Origin of the sequence: Streptomyces sp. NPDC088812, from assembly GCF_044750285.1 — a bacterium.
In the GTDB taxonomy this organism is placed as follows: Bacteria; Actinomycetota; Actinomycetes; order Streptomycetales; family Streptomycetaceae; genus Streptomyces.
Genome location: NZ_JBIVJP010000002.1, coordinates 38,312 through 52,816, shown reverse-complemented (window position 1 = coordinate 52,816; position 14,505 = coordinate 38,312). Strand labels below are relative to the sequence as shown.

General features: G+C 74.9%; 14 protein-coding genes. 11 read left to right on the top strand and 3 right to left on the bottom strand.

Annotated elements, in window-relative coordinates; genetic code table 11:
* Window positions 1-18: 18 nt before the first annotated feature.
* Complete coding sequence (locus ACIP67_RS03890) at window positions 19-1,260, bottom strand: SAM-dependent methyltransferase (protein ID WP_401688095.1); 1,242 nt, start codon at window positions 1,258-1,260, stop codon at window positions 19-21.
* 130 nt (window positions 1,261-1,390) lie between these two features.
* On the opposite strand from ACIP67_RS03890, the gene ACIP67_RS03885 reads away from it, so the two are divergent.
* The 3 genes from ACIP67_RS03885 (at window position 1,391) to ACIP67_RS03875 (ending at window position 4,273) form a co-directional block, all read left to right on the top strand.
* On the top strand, window positions 1,391-2,593 hold the full coding sequence (locus tag ACIP67_RS03885; protein ID WP_401686936.1) for a sensor histidine kinase: 1,203 nt from the start codon (window positions 1,391-1,393) through the stop codon (window positions 2,591-2,593).
* 221 nt (window positions 2,594-2,814) lie between these two features.
* The gene (locus tag ACIP67_RS03880) at window positions 2,815-3,483 is read left to right on the top strand and encodes a response regulator (protein ID WP_401686933.1); all 669 of its coding nucleotides are present in this window, start codon (window positions 2,815-2,817) and stop codon (window positions 3,481-3,483) included.
* Between the two features lie 133 nt (window positions 3,484-3,616).
* The gene (locus ACIP67_RS03875; RefSeq protein ID WP_401686930.1) at window positions 3,617-4,273 is read left to right on the top strand and encodes an AAA family ATPase; all 657 of its coding nucleotides are present in this window, start codon (window positions 3,617-3,619) and stop codon (window positions 4,271-4,273) included.
* 86 nt (window positions 4,274-4,359) lie between these two features.
* On the opposite strand, the gene ACIP67_RS03870 is transcribed toward ACIP67_RS03875, so the two are convergent.
* On the bottom strand, window positions 4,360-5,466 hold the full coding sequence (locus ACIP67_RS03870) for a DUF5937 family protein (protein WP_401686927.1): 1,107 nt from the start codon (window positions 5,464-5,466) through the stop codon (window positions 4,360-4,362).
* 175 nt (window positions 5,467-5,641) lie between these two features.
* On the opposite strand from ACIP67_RS03870, the gene ACIP67_RS03865 reads away from it, so the two are divergent.
* Entirely contained in the window at window positions 5,642-5,857 is a 216-nt protein-coding gene (locus ACIP67_RS03865; RefSeq protein WP_401686925.1) for a hypothetical protein, read from the top strand.
* On the opposite strand, the gene ACIP67_RS03860 is transcribed toward ACIP67_RS03865, so the two are convergent.
* Entirely contained in the window at window positions 5,847-7,277 is a 1,431-nt protein-coding gene (locus ACIP67_RS03860; RefSeq protein ID WP_401686922.1) for a threonine aldolase family protein, read from the bottom strand. The genes ACIP67_RS03865 and ACIP67_RS03860 overlap by 11 nt on opposite strands.
* Before the next feature lie 256 nt (window positions 7,278-7,533).
* On the opposite strand from ACIP67_RS03860, the gene ACIP67_RS03855 reads away from it, so the two are divergent.
* The 7 genes from ACIP67_RS03855 (at window position 7,534) to ACIP67_RS03825 (ending at window position 14,449) form a co-directional block, all read left to right on the top strand.
* Window positions 7,534-8,463 carry a Rossmann-like and DUF2520 domain-containing protein gene (locus ACIP67_RS03855; protein WP_401686919.1) on the top strand — a complete coding sequence of 310 codons (930 nt, stop codon included), beginning with the start codon at window positions 7,534-7,536 and terminating at the stop codon, window positions 8,461-8,463.
* Complete coding sequence (panC, locus tag ACIP67_RS03850; RefSeq protein ID WP_401686916.1) at window positions 8,460-9,452, top strand: pantoate--beta-alanine ligase; 993 nt, start codon at window positions 8,460-8,462, stop codon at window positions 9,450-9,452. Before ACIP67_RS03855 ends, panC begins: the two co-directional genes overlap by 4 nt.
* Window positions 9,449-11,209: an L-aspartate oxidase gene (locus ACIP67_RS03845; protein ID WP_401686913.1), complete on the top strand. Its 1,761-nt coding sequence runs from the start codon at window positions 9,449-9,451 to the stop codon at window positions 11,207-11,209. The genes panC and ACIP67_RS03845 overlap by 4 nt, the downstream gene beginning before the upstream one ends.
* Window positions 11,210-11,214: 5 nt before the next feature.
* Complete coding sequence (nadC, locus tag ACIP67_RS03840) at window positions 11,215-12,204, top strand: carboxylating nicotinate-nucleotide diphosphorylase (RefSeq protein ID WP_401686911.1); 990 nt, start codon at window positions 11,215-11,217, stop codon at window positions 12,202-12,204.
* A gap of 15 nt (window positions 12,205-12,219) precedes the next feature.
* Window positions 12,220-13,017, top strand: a complete 798-nt coding sequence (locus ACIP67_RS03835) for a type III pantothenate kinase (RefSeq protein ID WP_385065933.1) — start codon at window positions 12,220-12,222, stop codon at window positions 13,015-13,017.
* A gap of 478 nt (window positions 13,018-13,495) precedes the next feature.
* Window positions 13,496-14,194: a hypothetical protein gene (locus ACIP67_RS03830; protein WP_401688092.1), complete on the top strand. Its 699-nt coding sequence runs from the start codon at window positions 13,496-13,498 to the stop codon at window positions 14,192-14,194.
* 75 nt (window positions 14,195-14,269) lie between these two features.
* Window positions 14,270-14,449 carry a hypothetical protein gene (locus ACIP67_RS03825; protein ID WP_401686908.1) on the top strand — a complete coding sequence of 60 codons (180 nt, stop codon included), beginning with the start codon at window positions 14,270-14,272 and terminating at the stop codon, window positions 14,447-14,449.
* Window positions 14,450-14,505 lie beyond the last annotated feature (56 nt).

The following is a 14,505-nucleotide window of genomic DNA, read 5'->3' as shown; positions in this document are numbered from 1 at the left end:
GCCGAGCCGACCGGACCGTCAGCCCTCGGGGAGGAGCGGGTCCGGCATCCCCACCGGCTGGAGCAGCCATCCGAAGTCGCCCAGTCCGCCGGGCGCGGTGAGTTCGGCGGCCTCCCCGGCGCCCGCCAGGGCGTGCACGTACGCGGAGGGGTCCGTGGCCGCGAGCAAGAGCGGGGGGCGTGCGCCGGCGACGCCGAGCGCGCGCAGTGCGGCGCGCTGGCTCAGCAGACGTGCCCCCGAGGACGCGCACGCCGTGCCCTCCGCCCCCGCGCACGCCGTGCCCTCTGCCCCCGCGTGTGCCGTGGCCTCCGTCCCCGCATACGCCGTGCCCTCCGCCTCGGCGTGTGCCGTGGCCTCCGTCCCCGCATACGCCGTGCCCTCCGCCTCGGCGTGTGCCGTGGCCTCCGTCCCCGCATACGCCGTGCCCTCCGCCTCGGCGCACGCCGTGGGCTGCGCCTCAGCGTGCGCCGTGGCCGCCGCCGCCCCCGCGTCCGCGCACGCGTCCAGCGCCACGTGCGCCGTGATGTCGCACGAACCGTCCGGCACGGGCGTCGTCTCGCGCCCTTCCCGGAAGCCGGTGAGCGTCCCGTACGCGGGGCGCGTGTCCACGGTGTGCGCGTAGTCGACCGCCACCGCGAGCCCCCGTACGAGGCACGAGACGGCGGACGCCCACGCGGTGTCCCGCGGCCGTCCGATCTCGGCCCGCAGCCCCTCCTCACCCGGCAGCGGCCACCACCGCGCGAGCCACTCCGCGTCGGCGCCGGACACCGGCTCCCCGAGCCGTTCGGACCCGTCGTCCCGGACGAGCACCAGCCGCGCCACGCCCACGGGGTCCGTCTCGGCGACCTCGACGGGTACGTTGTCCAGCCACTCGTTGGCGAAGAGCAGGCCGGTGGCCTGGGGCGGAGGTTCCGCGAGCCAGGCGATCCGGTCCGCGAGGCCCGCCGGGCGGGCGGCGACCTCGACGGCGTACGCGCGCGTGCGGGCGGCCACGTCGGCGGGGAGTGCGGCGAGTACCCCGGTGACCAGTTCGCCGCGTCCGGCGGCCATGTCGACGAAGTCCAGCGTCGCGGGCCGGCCGAGCGCCCCGTCGACCCGGCACAGCAGCCGGGCCACCGCCCCGGCGAAGAGCGGCGACGCGTGCACGGACGTACGGAAGTGCCCGGCGGGCCCCTCGGGCCGCAGGTAGAAGCCGTCCGGTCCGTACAGGGCGGCCTGCGTCGCCGCCCGCCAGCCGCGCCACCCGCCGGGGTCCGTCACCTTCTCCACCACCTGGTCAGACTATGCGCACAGCTGATCACCGCCTCCACCTTGCGGAGTACGCGCGCCGGTCGGGGATCGGCCCTCCGGTTGACCCGGGCACTCGTCACGCTTCCCTACTCTGGGTTACGTGCAGCGCCTCTATGACTTCCTCCGCAGGCACCCGACCGGGGTCGACGGCTTCTGGGCCCTCTTCCTGTTCGGGATCTCCCTCGTCTCGGAGACGACACGGCAGGAGGCCACCGGCACGGACTCCCCGGCGGTCGTCGTACCGGTCGTGCTCCTGTTGTGCCTGGTGATCGCGTTGCGCCGCCGGCTGCCCGAGAAGATGCTGCTGCTGGGCGGCGCGCTCGGACTGGCGCAGCTGGTGCTGGACGTCCCGACGACGGCCGCCGACTTCGCTCTGCTGGTGATCGTGTACACGGTCGCCGCGACCGGCGCCCGCTGGGCGTCCAGGCTCGCGCTGGGCATGGGCCTGTGTGCCGCCACGCTGGCGCAGCTGCGCTGGCCGAGCGCGCAGACGGGCGTCGCGGGCAACATCGCGCTCGTCGTGTTCCAGACGGTGCCGTTCGCCCTCGCCTGGGTCCTCGGCGACTCCATACGCACCCGCCGCGCCTACTTCGCCCAGCTGGAGGAGCGCGCGGCGCGCCTGGAGAAGGAGCGCGAGGCCCAGGCGAAGGTGGCGGTCGCCGCCGAACGGGCCCGGATCGCGCGCGAGCTGCACGACGTCGTCGCGCACAACGTGTCGGTGATGGTGGTGCAGGCCGACGGTGCCGCCTACGTCCTCGACGCCGCCCCCGACCAGGCGAAGAAGGCCCTGGAGACGATCTCCTCCACCGGCCGGCAGGCCCTCGCCGAGATGCGCCGCCTGCTGGGCGTGCTGCGCACCGGCGAGCACCAGGAGGGCGGCGAGTACGTGCCGCAGCCGGACGTCGAGCAGATCGAGGACCTCGTGGAGCAGTGCCGCGGCTCCGGACTGCCCGTGGACTTCAAGATCGAGGGCACTCCGCGGCCGCTGCCCAGCGGCGTCGAGCTCACCGCGTACCGCATCGTGCAGGAGGCGCTGACCAACACGCGCAAGCACGGCGGTCCTGACGCGGGCGCCAGCGTGCGCCTGGTCTACTTCGACGACGGCCTGGGCCTGCTCGTCGAGGACGACGGCAAGGGCGCCCCGCACGAGCTGTACGACGAGGGCGGCGCCGACGGCCAGGGCCACGGCCTGATCGGGATGCGGGAGCGGGTCGGCATGGTCGGCGGCACTCTGGACGCGGGCCCGCGCCCGGGCGGAGGATTCCGCATCAGCGCCCTGCTCCCGCTGAAACCGGCACCTTGACTCCGCGCACCCCCCGTTGACACCTGTCACGGCCCGGCGGACGACACTGGCCCACGACAGCGCGAACGCCCCCGACGAACGCCCCCCGACGAACGCCACCACCCCGCGGACGACACTGGCACCACGTACCACCCCGCGCACCACCCCGCGCACTGCCCCTCGCCACCGCGCGAAAGACCCTTCGCACCCTGCGAAACGACACGGAAGAGGACTCGATCCCGATGACGATCCGCGTGATGCTCGTCGACGACCAGGTGCTGCTGCGCACCGGCTTCCGGATGGTGCTCGCCGCCCAGCCGGACATGGAGGTCGTGGCCGAGGCGGGCGACGGCGTCGAAGCCCTCCAGGTGGCACGGTCCACGGCGGTCGACGTCATCCTCATGGACGTGCGCATGCCGAAGCTGGACGGCGTGGAGGCCACCCGGCGCATCTGCGCGGAGGCCGACCCGCCGAAGGTGCTGATCCTCACCACCTTCGACCTCGACGAGTACGCCTTCTCCGCGCTGAAGGCGGGCGCCTCCGGGTTCATGCTCAAGGACGTGCCGCCCGCCGAACTGCTCGCCGCCATCCGCTCCGTGCACAGCGGTGACGCGGTGGTCGCCCCGTCCACCACCCGCCGGCTCCTCGACCGGTTCGCGCCGATGCTGCCCAGCACGGTCAAGGAGCCCCGGCACAAGGAGCTGGAGCGGCTCACCGAACGGGAGCGCGAGGTCATGGTGCTGGTCGCCCAGGGACTGTCCAACGGCGAGATCGCGGCCCGGCTGGTGCTGTCCGAGGCGACCGTGAAGACCCACGTGGGCCGCATCCTGACCAAGCTGGGACTGCGGGACCGGGTGCAGGTGGTGGTCCTCGCCTATGAGACGGGCCTCGTACGGGCCGGCGGCCGCTGAACCGCAGGAGTCCCCGCCGAACTGCCGGTATCCCTGCCGAACCCCTGCCGGAACCCCGGTCCGACCGCCGGAGTCCCGGCCGAACCGCGGCGAACCTCACCCGCGCGCGGCGGACACCCATTAGGGTCTGCGCATGCTCCTGTGGATCAACGGCCCCTTCGGGGGCGGCAAGACACAGACGGCACACGAGATACAGCGCCGGCTGCCCGGCAGCGTCGTCTGCGACCCCGAGCACGCGGGGTTCGGCCTGCGCCGCGTGCTGCCGCCCGAGCTGCGCGGTGCCCGGGGCGGGACGCCGCTGGTCGAGGACTTCCAGGACCTGGTGTCCTGGCGGCAGGGCGTCGTCGAGGTCCTCGACCTGGTGCTCACCCGGCACGACGGCGTGGTCGTCGCCCCCATGACGGTCACCGATCCGCGCTGCTTCGACGAGACCGTCGGCCGGCTGCGCGCACTGGGCCACGACGTCCGTCACTTCACGCTCCTCGCGGAGCGGGAGACCGTCCTGCGGCGACTGCGCGAGCGGGGCTTCGGCCGCCTCCTGTCGTACGTCGCCCGCGGCGCCGGTCCCCGGCGCGAGAGCTGGGCCGTCCAGCGGCTGGACCACTGCCTGGAGCGGCTGCGCGAGCCGGAGTTCGCCGAGCACCTGTGGACCGACCACTCGACGGTGCCGAAGACGGCGGACCGGATCGCCGTCCTGGCCGGCCTCACCCTGCGCCCGAACACGGAGGGCGCGCTGCGGACACGCCTGCGGCAGACACGGGTGGGACTGCGGCACGTGCGCATCGGCTGACGGATGGGGCGGGGCGTCGTCGGTCGCTGCCGCTGCCGCTGTCGCTGCATGCGTGCATGCCGCCGCTGCCGCTGCTGGCGTCGGCGCTAGCGCAGTATCCCTTCGAGGAAGTCGCTGCCCAGCCGGGCCACCGCCGTCACGTCGAGCTGGTGCAGCACGTACCGCCCACGCCGGCGCGTGGTGATCAGGCCCGCCTTCTTCAGCACGCCGACGTGCCGGGATATCTCGGGCGCCGTCATCCCGTGCACCTGGGCCAGTTCGGTCGTCGTGTAGGCGCTGCGGGCCAGCAGACGGCAGATCCGCATCCGCACCGGGTGGGACAGCGCGGTCATCCGCAGCGTGAGCTGCTCGACCGAGGGCGGCGAGGCCAGCTCCGGCGAGCTCAGCGGATAGTGCACCACCGGCTGCCAGCCGTACCGGTGCAGGACCAGCAGGTGCGGCCGGCCGAGGCTGGTGGGAACGAGGAGGAAACCGCCGTCCTCGGTGGCGGTGCGGCCCTCGACCAGCTTGTCCACCGTGATCCGCGTGGCCCGCTCGTCCAGCGCCACGGCGGAGGAGACCGAGGCGAGCGCGTCCGCGAGGCCCTTGCGGTGCAGCAGCTCCGTCTTGTGGCGGGCGTCCGCGGCGAGCGGGTGGCGGACCCGCGCCCAGACGTCGGCGAAGAACGCCTCGTCGCAGTCCTCCAGGAACTGCCTCACCCAGGCACGCACGCGGGGCGGGTCGTCGAGCAGCCGCCGGGTGAAGCGCACCTGGCGCGGGCCGCGCATGGCGGCGAGGTCGAGGGCTCGGCGGCGCAGGTCCGGGTCGGAGAGGACGCCGGGGCCCGGCAGGTCGTACCCCGGCGCGCAGGTGAACTCCAGTGCCGAGTCCGCGAACTGCTCGTCCGTCAGCTTGTCCAGGAGGTCCAGGTCCTCGGCGAGGGTGGCGCCGGGGAGCGTGGTCCTGCCGGGGACGCCCGCGCAGGGCAGGAACAGGTCGGAGAACGTGGTGCGCCACAGGAAGTCGGCGTCGCACATCCGGTCGGCCAGGTGCGAGTCGAGGCGTGCGGTGACGCTCGTGACCCAGCCCTGGAGGCCGGGGTGGTGGCCCGGCTCCGACAGCGCGTGCAGCGCCATGCCGAGCTCGGCCAGGGGGGAGGGCACGATCGCGACCCTCTCCGGCCGCAGCCCCGCGATGTCGATGCTCACGCTCATGCCTTCATGGTGCACCCCGCCACTGACAACGCCGTCGTCGATTGACGACCGTCGTCAATCGACGCGACGCGGCGCACGGGCCCGGCGCAGTCTGGGACACCGGGGCGGCCGGAGCCTTCCGGATCCCCGTTCCCACGTCACGACCCCGTTCCCACGTCACGAAGGGAAGCCGGCCATGAGCATCACGCAGCAGTACGCCCTCGACACCTACCGGGCCCGGCAGCTCGGCGAGCCGGCCCCGCCCGCACCCGGCGCCCACGACCGGCAGGTCGTCCGCGGCCTGCGCGACCGGCGCCGCTTCCGCGCGGTCCTCGCCGGCCGCCCGGCCCGCGGGCGGATCCGGACGGCCCTGGGCCGCCTCGCGCACCCGGGGCCGCGCTCTATGCGCTGACCTCGTCCGTCGTCGTCCCGTCCGTCAGCGCGGTCACCCGCGCCACGAACGAGGCGACCGCGGCCCGCACGTCCCCCGCCGTCCAGGCCAGGCCGTCGGCGCGCACGGTGACCTCGGTGACGCCGAGGCCCGGCCCGCCCCGCATCCAGTTCACGCCGAACAGCAGCGTCCCCGTCTCCTCGGCCTGCCGCAGCGCCGCCTCGGTGAGCACCTCCGGGTCGTACGGCAGCCAGACCTGGAACTCGTGGGTGTGCGGCACCTCGGGGTGCACGCGTACCCACGGCACGCCGGCCGCCGCGAACCCCTCGCGCAGCGCGGTGGCCACCACGCGCGCGTGAGCGACGTATTCCGGAAGCCGGGGCAGTTCCCGTTCGAGGCCGACGAGCGCCGACAGGGCCGTCGGGAACTGCTGGAAGATTGTGCCGCCGTAGCGGTGCCGCCAGATCCTGGCCTCCTCCACCAGGGTCAGCGGACCGGCGAGGGCCGCGCCGCCGAAGCCGTCGAGGGACTTGTAGAACGACACGTAGACGCTGTCCGCCAGGCCCGCGATCTCCTCCAGGGGGCGGTCGAAGTGGACGGTGGACTCCCACAGGCGCGCGCCGTCGAAGTGCACCACCGCGTCGCGTTCGCGGGCCGCCGCGACGACGTCGGTGAGCTCCTCCCACGAGGGCAGCAGGAAACCGGCGTCCCTGAGGGGCAGCTCCAGCATCAGCGTCCCGAAGGGTTCCTCGTGGTCGCGCACCTCCTCGGCCGTCGGCTGCCGGTGCTCGCCGGTCAGCCGCACCGGGCGCAGCCCGCTGACCAGGCTGAGCGCGTTCCGCTCGTGCACCTCGGGGTGGGCCAGCGCGTGCAGCGCGACCGTGGGGTCGCCGGTGCGGCCCGCCCAGCAGCGCAGCGCGACCTGCTGGGCCATCGTGCCCGTCGGGAAGAACGCGGCGGCCTCCGTGCCCAGCAGCGTCGCGACCCGCCGTTCCAGGGCCTCCACGACCCGGTTGCCGTACATGTCGCCGGGCTCGTCCACGTCGTGCACCTGCGGGGCCGCCTCCTGGAGCAGGGCGAGCTGTTCGCGCAGGGTCCTGCGGAAGCCCGCGCGCGACAGGACGCGTTCCGCCGTCCGGTAGGCCTCCGCCCGGCGCTCCCTGAGCCGTTCCCCCGCCGACCGGCCGGTCGCCTCGCGCTCCGCGCCGTCGTGCGCCGCCCGACCCGTGCTGTCCTGCGCCGCCGGGCCCGCTGCCGCCCGGTCCGCTGCCGACTGGTCCGCTGCCGACTGGTCCGTCGCCCCCTGGTCCGTTGCCGACTGGTCCGTCGCCGCCTGGTCCGTTGCCGACCGGTCCGTTGCCGACCGGTCCGTCGCCGCCCGGTCCGTTGCCGCCCGGTCCGTCGCCGCCCGGCCCCTGCTGTCCCGCGCCGTCTCCGTCATGCTCCGGATCATGCCGTGCGGCGCCCGCGCGGGTCACCGTCGTTTTCGCGGGGAGGCGGCGGACCGCCTTCCGCCTTGCGGCCTCCCGCCCCGCGGGCTTTCGGCCGGGACGCCCGTCCCTTCCCGGCCGGCCGTCCGCGGCCCGCCGGTCACCCACAGCCTGTGGACGAACGGACACCCCCGGAACCGATCGCGTTAACATGACGAGAAATCGTCCGGTACCCGGAGCGGACTGGAACGGGAAGGCCGCCGTCGCGTGAGTACAAGCCAACAGCCAGACCCCAGGGACCGCCCCGCGCGGCTCACCGTCGGCGTCGTCGGCGCCGGCCGTGTGGGCCCCGCGCTCGCCGCCTCCCTCCAGCTCGCCGGGCACCGCCCGGTCGCCGTCTCCGGAGTCTCCGACGCCTCCCGGCGGCGGGCGGCCCTCCTGCTGCCCGACGTGCCGCTCGTGCCGCCCGCCGAGGTCCTCCAGCGGGCCGACCTGGTCCTGCTGACCGTCCCCGACGACACCCTGCCCGGTCTCGTCGAGGGCCTCGCCGAGACCGGCGCCGTACGGCCGGGGCAGCTGCTCGCGCACACCTCCGGGCGGTACGGCGCGCGCGTGCTCGACCCCGCCCTGCGCGCGGGCGCGCTGCCGCTCGCCCTGCACCCGGCGATGACCTTCACCGGCACGCCCGTCGACGTCCAGCGGCTGGCCGGCTGCTCGTTCGGCGTGACCGCGCCCGACGAGCTGCGGCTGGCCGCCGAGGCCCTCGTCATCGAGATGGGCGGCGAACCGGAGTGGATCGCCGAGGAGAACCGGCCGCTCTACCACGCGGCCCTCGCCCTGGGCGCCAACCACCTGGTCACCCTGGTCGCCCAGTCGATGGAGCTGCTGCGCACGGCCGGCGTCGAGGCTCCCGACCGGATGCTCGGCCCCCTGCTGGGCGCCGCCCTGGACAACGCGCTGCGCTCCGGCGACGCGGCGCTCACCGGCCCCGTGGCCCGCGGCGACGCGGGCACGGTCGCCGCGCACATCGGCGAACTGCGCAAGCACGCCCCCCAGACCGTGGGCGGTTACCTGGCGATGGCCCGGGCGACCGCCGACCGCGCGCTCGCCCACGGACTGCTCAAGCCGGAGCTCGCCGAGGACCTCCTCGGGGTACTCGCCAACGGGACCGACGGCGCCGAGGGAGATGCCGGATGACCACGACCCTGCTGCGCACCGCCGACGAACTGCACGCACGCACGCGTGCGGGCCGCCGGGCCGTCGTGATGACGATGGGTGCCCTGCACGACGGACACGCCACCCTGATCCGCACCGCCCGCGAGCTCGCCGGGGCGGACGGCGAGGTCGTCGTCACGGTCTTCGTCAACCCGCTCCAGTTCGGCGCGGGAGAGGACCTCGACCGCTATCCGCGCACCCTGGACTCCGACGTCAAGCTCGCCGAGCAGGCCGGTGCGGACGTCGTGCTCGCCCCGTCGGTGGACGAGGTCTACCCGGGCGGCGAGCCCCAGGTCCGCGTCGCCGCGGGCCCCATGGGGGAGCGCCTGGAGGGCTCCTCGCGCCCCGGCCACTTCGACGGCGTGCTGACGGTCGTCGCCAAGCTGCTGCACCTCACGCGGCCGGACGTGGCCCTGTTCGGGCAGAAGGACGCCCAGCAGCTCGCCCTGATCCGCCGCATGGTGCGCGACCTGAACTTCGGCGTCGAGATCGTCGGCGTACCGACCGCGCGCGAGGAGGACGGGCTGGCCCTGTCCAGTCGCAACCGCTACCTCTCCCAGGCCGAGCGGCGCACCGCGCTCGCCCTCTCGCAGGCGCTGTTCGCCGGCCGGGACCGGCACGCCGCGCAGGAAGCGCTGCGGGCACGCGCGCGTGAGGTGCCCGCCACGCACGCGCGTGCCGAGGCGCTCAGCGCCCTGGGGGAGTCCCGCGCGGCCGCCGACGCGCACGCCGTCGCCCAGGCCGTCCCCGGTGCCGCCGCGGCCGTCCGCGCCGCCGCCCGCCTCGTCCTCGACGAGGCCGTCCGGCTGAGTCCGCCGCTGGAGCTGGACTACCTCGCCCTCGTCGACCCTGCCGACTTCACCGAGGTCGAGGACGACTACACCGGCGAGGCCGTCCTCGCCGTCGCCGCCCGGGTCGGGACGACCCGGCTGATCGACAACCTTCCCCTCACCTTCGGAGCCGCCTCGTGACCAGCACAGGCATACGACTGCACGCGCCCGCCCCCGGGTGGTCCATCTCCGCGGACGTCGTGGTCGTCGGCTCCGGGGTCGCCGGCCTCACCGCCGCCCTGCGCTGCGAGGCCGAGGGGCTGACCACGGTCGTCGTCACCAAGGCCCGCCTGGACGACGGCTCCACCCGCTGGGCGCAGGGCGGCATCGCCGCGGCGCTCGGCGAGGGCGACACGCCCGAACAGCACCTGGACGACACGCTGGTGGCGGGCGCGGGTCTGTGCGACGAGGACGCGGTGCGGATCCTGGTCACCGAGGGCCCCGACGCCGTACGGCGGCTGATCTCCACCGGCGCCACCTTCGACACCGACGACGAGGGCGGCATCCAGCTCACCCGGGAGGGCGGTCACCACCGCCGCCGCATCGCGCACGCCGGCGGCGACGCGACCGGCGCGGAGATCTCCCGCGCCCTCGTCGAGGCGGTCCGCGCGCGCGGGCTGCGCACCATCGAGAACGCCCTCGTCCTCGACCTCCTGGCCGACGCCGACGGCCGCACCGCGGGCGTCACCCTGCACGTCATGGGCGAGGGCCAGCACGACGGCGTGGGCGCCGTGCACGCCCCGGCGGTCGTCCTGGCCACCGGCGGCATGGGCCAGGTCTTCTCCGCCACCACCAACCCGTCCGTCTCCACGGGCGACGGCGTGGCCCTCGCCCTGCGGGCCGGCGCGGAGGTCTCCGACCTGGAGTTCGTCCAGTTCCACCCGACCGTGCTGTTCCTCGGCCCGGACGCGGAGGGCCAGCAGCCCCTCGTCTCCGAGGCCGTACGCGGTGAAGGGGCCCACCTGGTCGACGGGGACGGCGTCCGCTTCATGGTGGGACAGCACGAACTGGCCGAACTCGCGCCGCGCGACATCGTCGCCAAGGGCATCATGCGCCGCATGCACGAGCAGGGCGTCGAACGCATGTTCCTCGACGCCCGACACTTCGGCGCCGACATGTGGGAGCACCGCTTCCCGACCATCCTGGCCGCCTGCCGCGCGCACGGCATCGACCCGGTCACCGAGCCGGTCCCGGTCGCCCCGGCCGCCCACTACGCCTCCGGGGGCGTGCGCACCGACTCCCACGGCCGCACCACCGTCCCGGGCCTGTACGCGTGCGGCGAGGTCGCCTGCACGGGCGTGCACGGCGCGAACCGGCTCGCCTCCAACTCGCTCCTGGAGGGCCTCGTCTACGCCGAGCGCATCGCCGCCGACATCGCGGCGAGCCGCGCGGACGGTGGCCTCCCCGCGCGCGTGCCCGCGCCGGCCGAGCAGCGGCCCGAGGGACCCGAGCGGTCCGCGCAGCGGCCCCAGGGGGCCGAGCGGTCGCCCGCGCACCCGCTGCTGGGCGCCGAGGCCCGCTTCGCGATCCAGCGGATCATGACCGACGGCGCGGGCGTCCTGCGCTCCGCCGGTTCCCTGGAGAAGGCCGCCGACCAGCTCCAGCGGCTGCACGCCGAGGCCCGCGACGCGCTGGCCGAGAACGGCAAGACCGCCGAGCCCGGCGTCGACACCTGGGAGGCCACCAACCTCCTGTGCGTGGCCCGTGTCCTGGTCGCCGCCGCGCGGCTGCGCGAGGAGACCCGCGGCTGCCACTGGCGCGAGGACCACGCCGACCGCGACGACACCGACTGGCGCCGTCATATCGTCGTACGGCTGAATCCGGACCGGACCCTCGCCGTACGCACCACCGATACCGCAGACTTCCCCCCTACCCGGCAGCACCAGCAGGAGCAGTGACACAAGTGAGCACCCCCGAGGACCTTCCCCTCGTCCAGAGCGGCGGCTGCGGCGACGGCTGCGCCTGCGGCGCGGACGCCGGCCACGACGACGAGGAGTACCTGGAGTGCGGGCTGGACCCCGCGCTCGCCCAGCTCCTGGCCGACGCCGGGCTCGACCCGCTGGAGGTCGAGGACATCGCCAACGTCGCCATCCAGGAGGACCTGGACCACGGCGTGGACGTGACGACCGTCGCGACCATCCCCGAGGACGCGGTCGCCACCGCCGACTTCACCGCGCGGGAGGCGGGCGTGGTGGCGGGCCTGCGTGTCGCCGAGGCCGTGCTCTCGGTCGTCTGCACGAACGAGTTCGAGGTCGAGCGGCACGTGGAGGACGGCGACCGCGTGGAGGCCGGGCAGAAGCTGCTGTCGGTCACGACGCGCACGCGCGACCTGCTCACCGCCGAGCGCAGCGCGCTCAACCTGATGTGCCGTCTGTCCGGCATCGCGACCGCCACGCGCGCGTGGGCGGACGTCCTGGAGGGCACCAAGGCACGGGTGCGGGACACCCGCAAGACCACCCCGGGCCTGCGCGCCCTGGAGAAGTTCGCCGTCCGCTGCGGCGGCGGGGTCAACCACCGCATGTCGCTGTCCGACGCGGCCCTGGTCAAGGACAACCACGTGGTCGCCGCGGGCGGTGTCGCCCAGGCCTTCGAGGCCGTGCGCGAGGCCTTCCCGGACGTGCCGATCGAGGTCGAGGTCGACACCCTGCACCAGCTGCGCGAGGTCGTGGACGCCGGCGCCGACCTGGTCCTGCTCGACAACTTCACCCCCGGCGAGTGCGCGGAGGCCGTCGGTATCGTCGGCGGCCGCGCACTGCTGGAGGCGTCCGGCCGGCTCACCCTGGACAACGCCAAGGCGTACGCCGACACCGGTGTCGACTTCCTGGCCGTGGGCGCCCTGACCCACTCCTCGCCGATCCTCGACATCGGCCTGGACCTGCGAGCGGCGGAGTAGGAGCGGGATCCGGCCATGCTGCTGACGATCGACGTGGGCAACACGCACACCGTGCTCGGCCTGTTCGACGGTGAGGACATCGTCGAGCACTGGCGCATCTCGACGGACTCCCGCCGTACCGCCGACGAGCTCGCGGTGCTCCTCCAGGGGCTGATGGGCATGCACCCCCTCCTCGGGGTGGAGCTGGGCGACGGCATCGACGGCATCGCGATCTGCGCGACCGTCCCCTCGGTGCTCCACGAGCTGCGCGAGGTGACCCGCCGCTACTACGGCGACGTGCCCGCGGTGCTCGTCGAGCCCGGCGTGAAGACCGGTGTGCCGATCCTCTTCGACAACCCCAAGGAGGTCGGGGCCGACCGCATCATCAACGCGGTCGCCGCGAACGAGCTCTACGGCGGTCCCGCGATCGTCGTCGACTTCGGCACGGCGACGACGTTCGACGCGATCAGCGCGCGCGGGGAGTACGTCGGCGGCGTCATCGCCCCCGGCATCGAGATCTCCGTGGAGGCCCTCGGCATCAAGGCCGCGCAACTGCGCAAGATCGAGGTGGCCCGCCCCCGCAGTGTGATCGGCAAGAACACGGTCGAGGCGATGCAGGCGGGCGTGGTCTACGGCTTCGCGGGCCAGGTGGACGGCGTCGTCAGCCGGATGGCACGCGAGCTGGCGGACGACCCGGACGACGTCACGGTGATCGCCACGGGCGGCCTGGCGCCGATGGTGCTGGGCGAGTCCTCGGTGATCGACGAGCACGAGCCGTGGCTGACGCTGATCGGACTGCGTCTGGTGTACGAGCGGAACGTGTCACGCATGTGAGCGGCGCCCGCCTCCCCCGGGCCGCGCGCCGGTCCGGGCGGACGCGGGGGCGCGGACCGTGGCGTGCGGACCGTGGCGTGCGGACCGTGGCGTGCGGACCGAGGCGTGCCCGGGCAGGTACGCCCCGCGCCGCGCGGAGGCGGCATCCGTCTCCCTGAGGCCCGGCCCGGCCTGGAACGGCCCGGCGGGACCAGACGAGACTGGACCGGGGCCGGGGCCGGGACCGGGGCCGGACAAGACCAGGACCGTGGCCGGGGACCGGGGCCGGACAAGACCGGACCAGGCCCGGGACCCCGGGACCCCGGGACCCTGGGACCCCGGGACCGGACAAGACCGGACCGTGCCGGACCGCCCGCACGGGTGAGCCGACGCGGGCCGCGGGCGGATTCGGGCACGCCACGCCTGTCCGTTATGCCGAAATTGTCTGATTAGCGCGTATCGTCGCCGCATGCCCACGCCATACGGATCACGCGGCGGCATGGCGTTCGGCGCGGAGGAGCTGCGTGTGCTCCGCCGCGCTCTCGCCCTCGCCCTCCACCCCGGTCCCGCCTCGGCCGAGGACGTCCAGGACTGCCACCGCCTCGCCGAGTCCCTCGACGAGGCGGTGCGTGAGACCGCCCGGCTGCGGGCCTTCCTGGTGGCCGACCTCGCCCGGTACCGCGCCGCCCTGCCCGGCACCGCGGCCGGATACCTCACCCTGCTGGAGGAGGTCCTGGCCGCCGGCCACCGGCCCGACGCGGACGACCTCGCCGCCCTGCGCGCCCTGCGCGGCAATCCGGCGGCGGCCGCCCTCCTGGCCCACTGCCAGGTCCTCGCGGAACAGGACGTACGCGCCCGTCTGGCGCGCCAGACGGCCCGTCGGCCCACTCCGGCGGCTCCCGTGGTGCCGGTGTCCCGCACGCGCCTCCTGGCCCTGCCGGGGGGCCGGGAGGGGGGTGCGGACCGGGTGCCCGGCGGCCGGGTCGCCGTGGCCGCGGACGGTACGGACGGGGAGTCCGGGAAGAATCCCGCCCAGAGGCCCGCCGCACCCCACCCCGCTCCCGGCCCCGTGCCCGTGAAGCCCGCCGCGCCCGAGCCCCCGCGCCGGCCCGTCCCCACGCCGGGCGAGGTCTTCCCGCGCCGCAGACCGGTCCCGCCGCCCGCCGGGTCCGGGAAGCGGAGGCTCGCGGTCTGCTGAGGGAACGGCACCGGGGCGCCCCGCCGCACCCGACCCCGCCCCGGAGCCCCCCTCCCCCCTGGCTACCCTGGATCCATGGACTACGTCTCCGCGCTCGTGCCCCCCGTCGTCATGGCGGCGTTCTTCATCGGTGTGGTCAGGGTGATCGTGAAGACCCAGGGCGGGGCCAACAAGGCCAAGGAGGACGCGGCCGTCGACGCCGCCCTCGCGCGCGCGGAGGGCACCCCCCGGCCCTCCGCCCAGCCCGACGCCTGACCAGGACGCCCCCGCACGGCGTACGGCAGCCTCCCGGCAGCCGTACGCCCTTTTTG

Excerpts from the sequence above, each read along its gene's own strand:
- ACIP67_RS03865 (WP_401686925.1), top strand. The coding sequence starts at position 5,642 with ATGAGCATCACGCAGCAGTACGCCCTCGACACCTACCGGGCCCGGCAG.
- panC (WP_401686916.1), top strand. The coding sequence starts at position 8,460 with ATGACCACGACCCTGCTGCGCACCGCCGACGAACTGCACGCACGCACG.
- ACIP67_RS03870 (WP_401686927.1), bottom strand. The coding sequence starts at position 5,466 with ATGAGCGTGAGCATCGACATCGCGGGGCTGCGGCCGGAGAGGGTCGCG.
- ACIP67_RS03825 (WP_401686908.1), top strand. The coding sequence starts at position 14,270 with ATGGACTACGTCTCCGCGCTCGTGCCCCCCGTCGTCATGGCGGCGTTC.
- ACIP67_RS03830 (WP_401688092.1), top strand. The coding sequence starts at position 13,496 with ATGGCGTTCGGCGCGGAGGAGCTGCGTGTGCTCCGCCGCGCTCTCGCC.
- ACIP67_RS03875 (WP_401686930.1), top strand. The coding sequence starts at position 3,617 with ATGCTCCTGTGGATCAACGGCCCCTTCGGGGGCGGCAAGACACAGACG.
- ACIP67_RS03880 (WP_401686933.1), top strand. The coding sequence starts at position 2,815 with ATGACGATCCGCGTGATGCTCGTCGACGACCAGGTGCTGCTGCGCACC.
- ACIP67_RS03835 (WP_385065933.1), top strand. The coding sequence starts at position 12,220 with ATGCTGCTGACGATCGACGTGGGCAACACGCACACCGTGCTCGGCCTG.
- ACIP67_RS03860 (WP_401686922.1), bottom strand. The coding sequence starts at position 7,277 with ATGACGGAGACGGCGCGGGACAGCAGGGGCCGGGCGGCGACGGACCGG.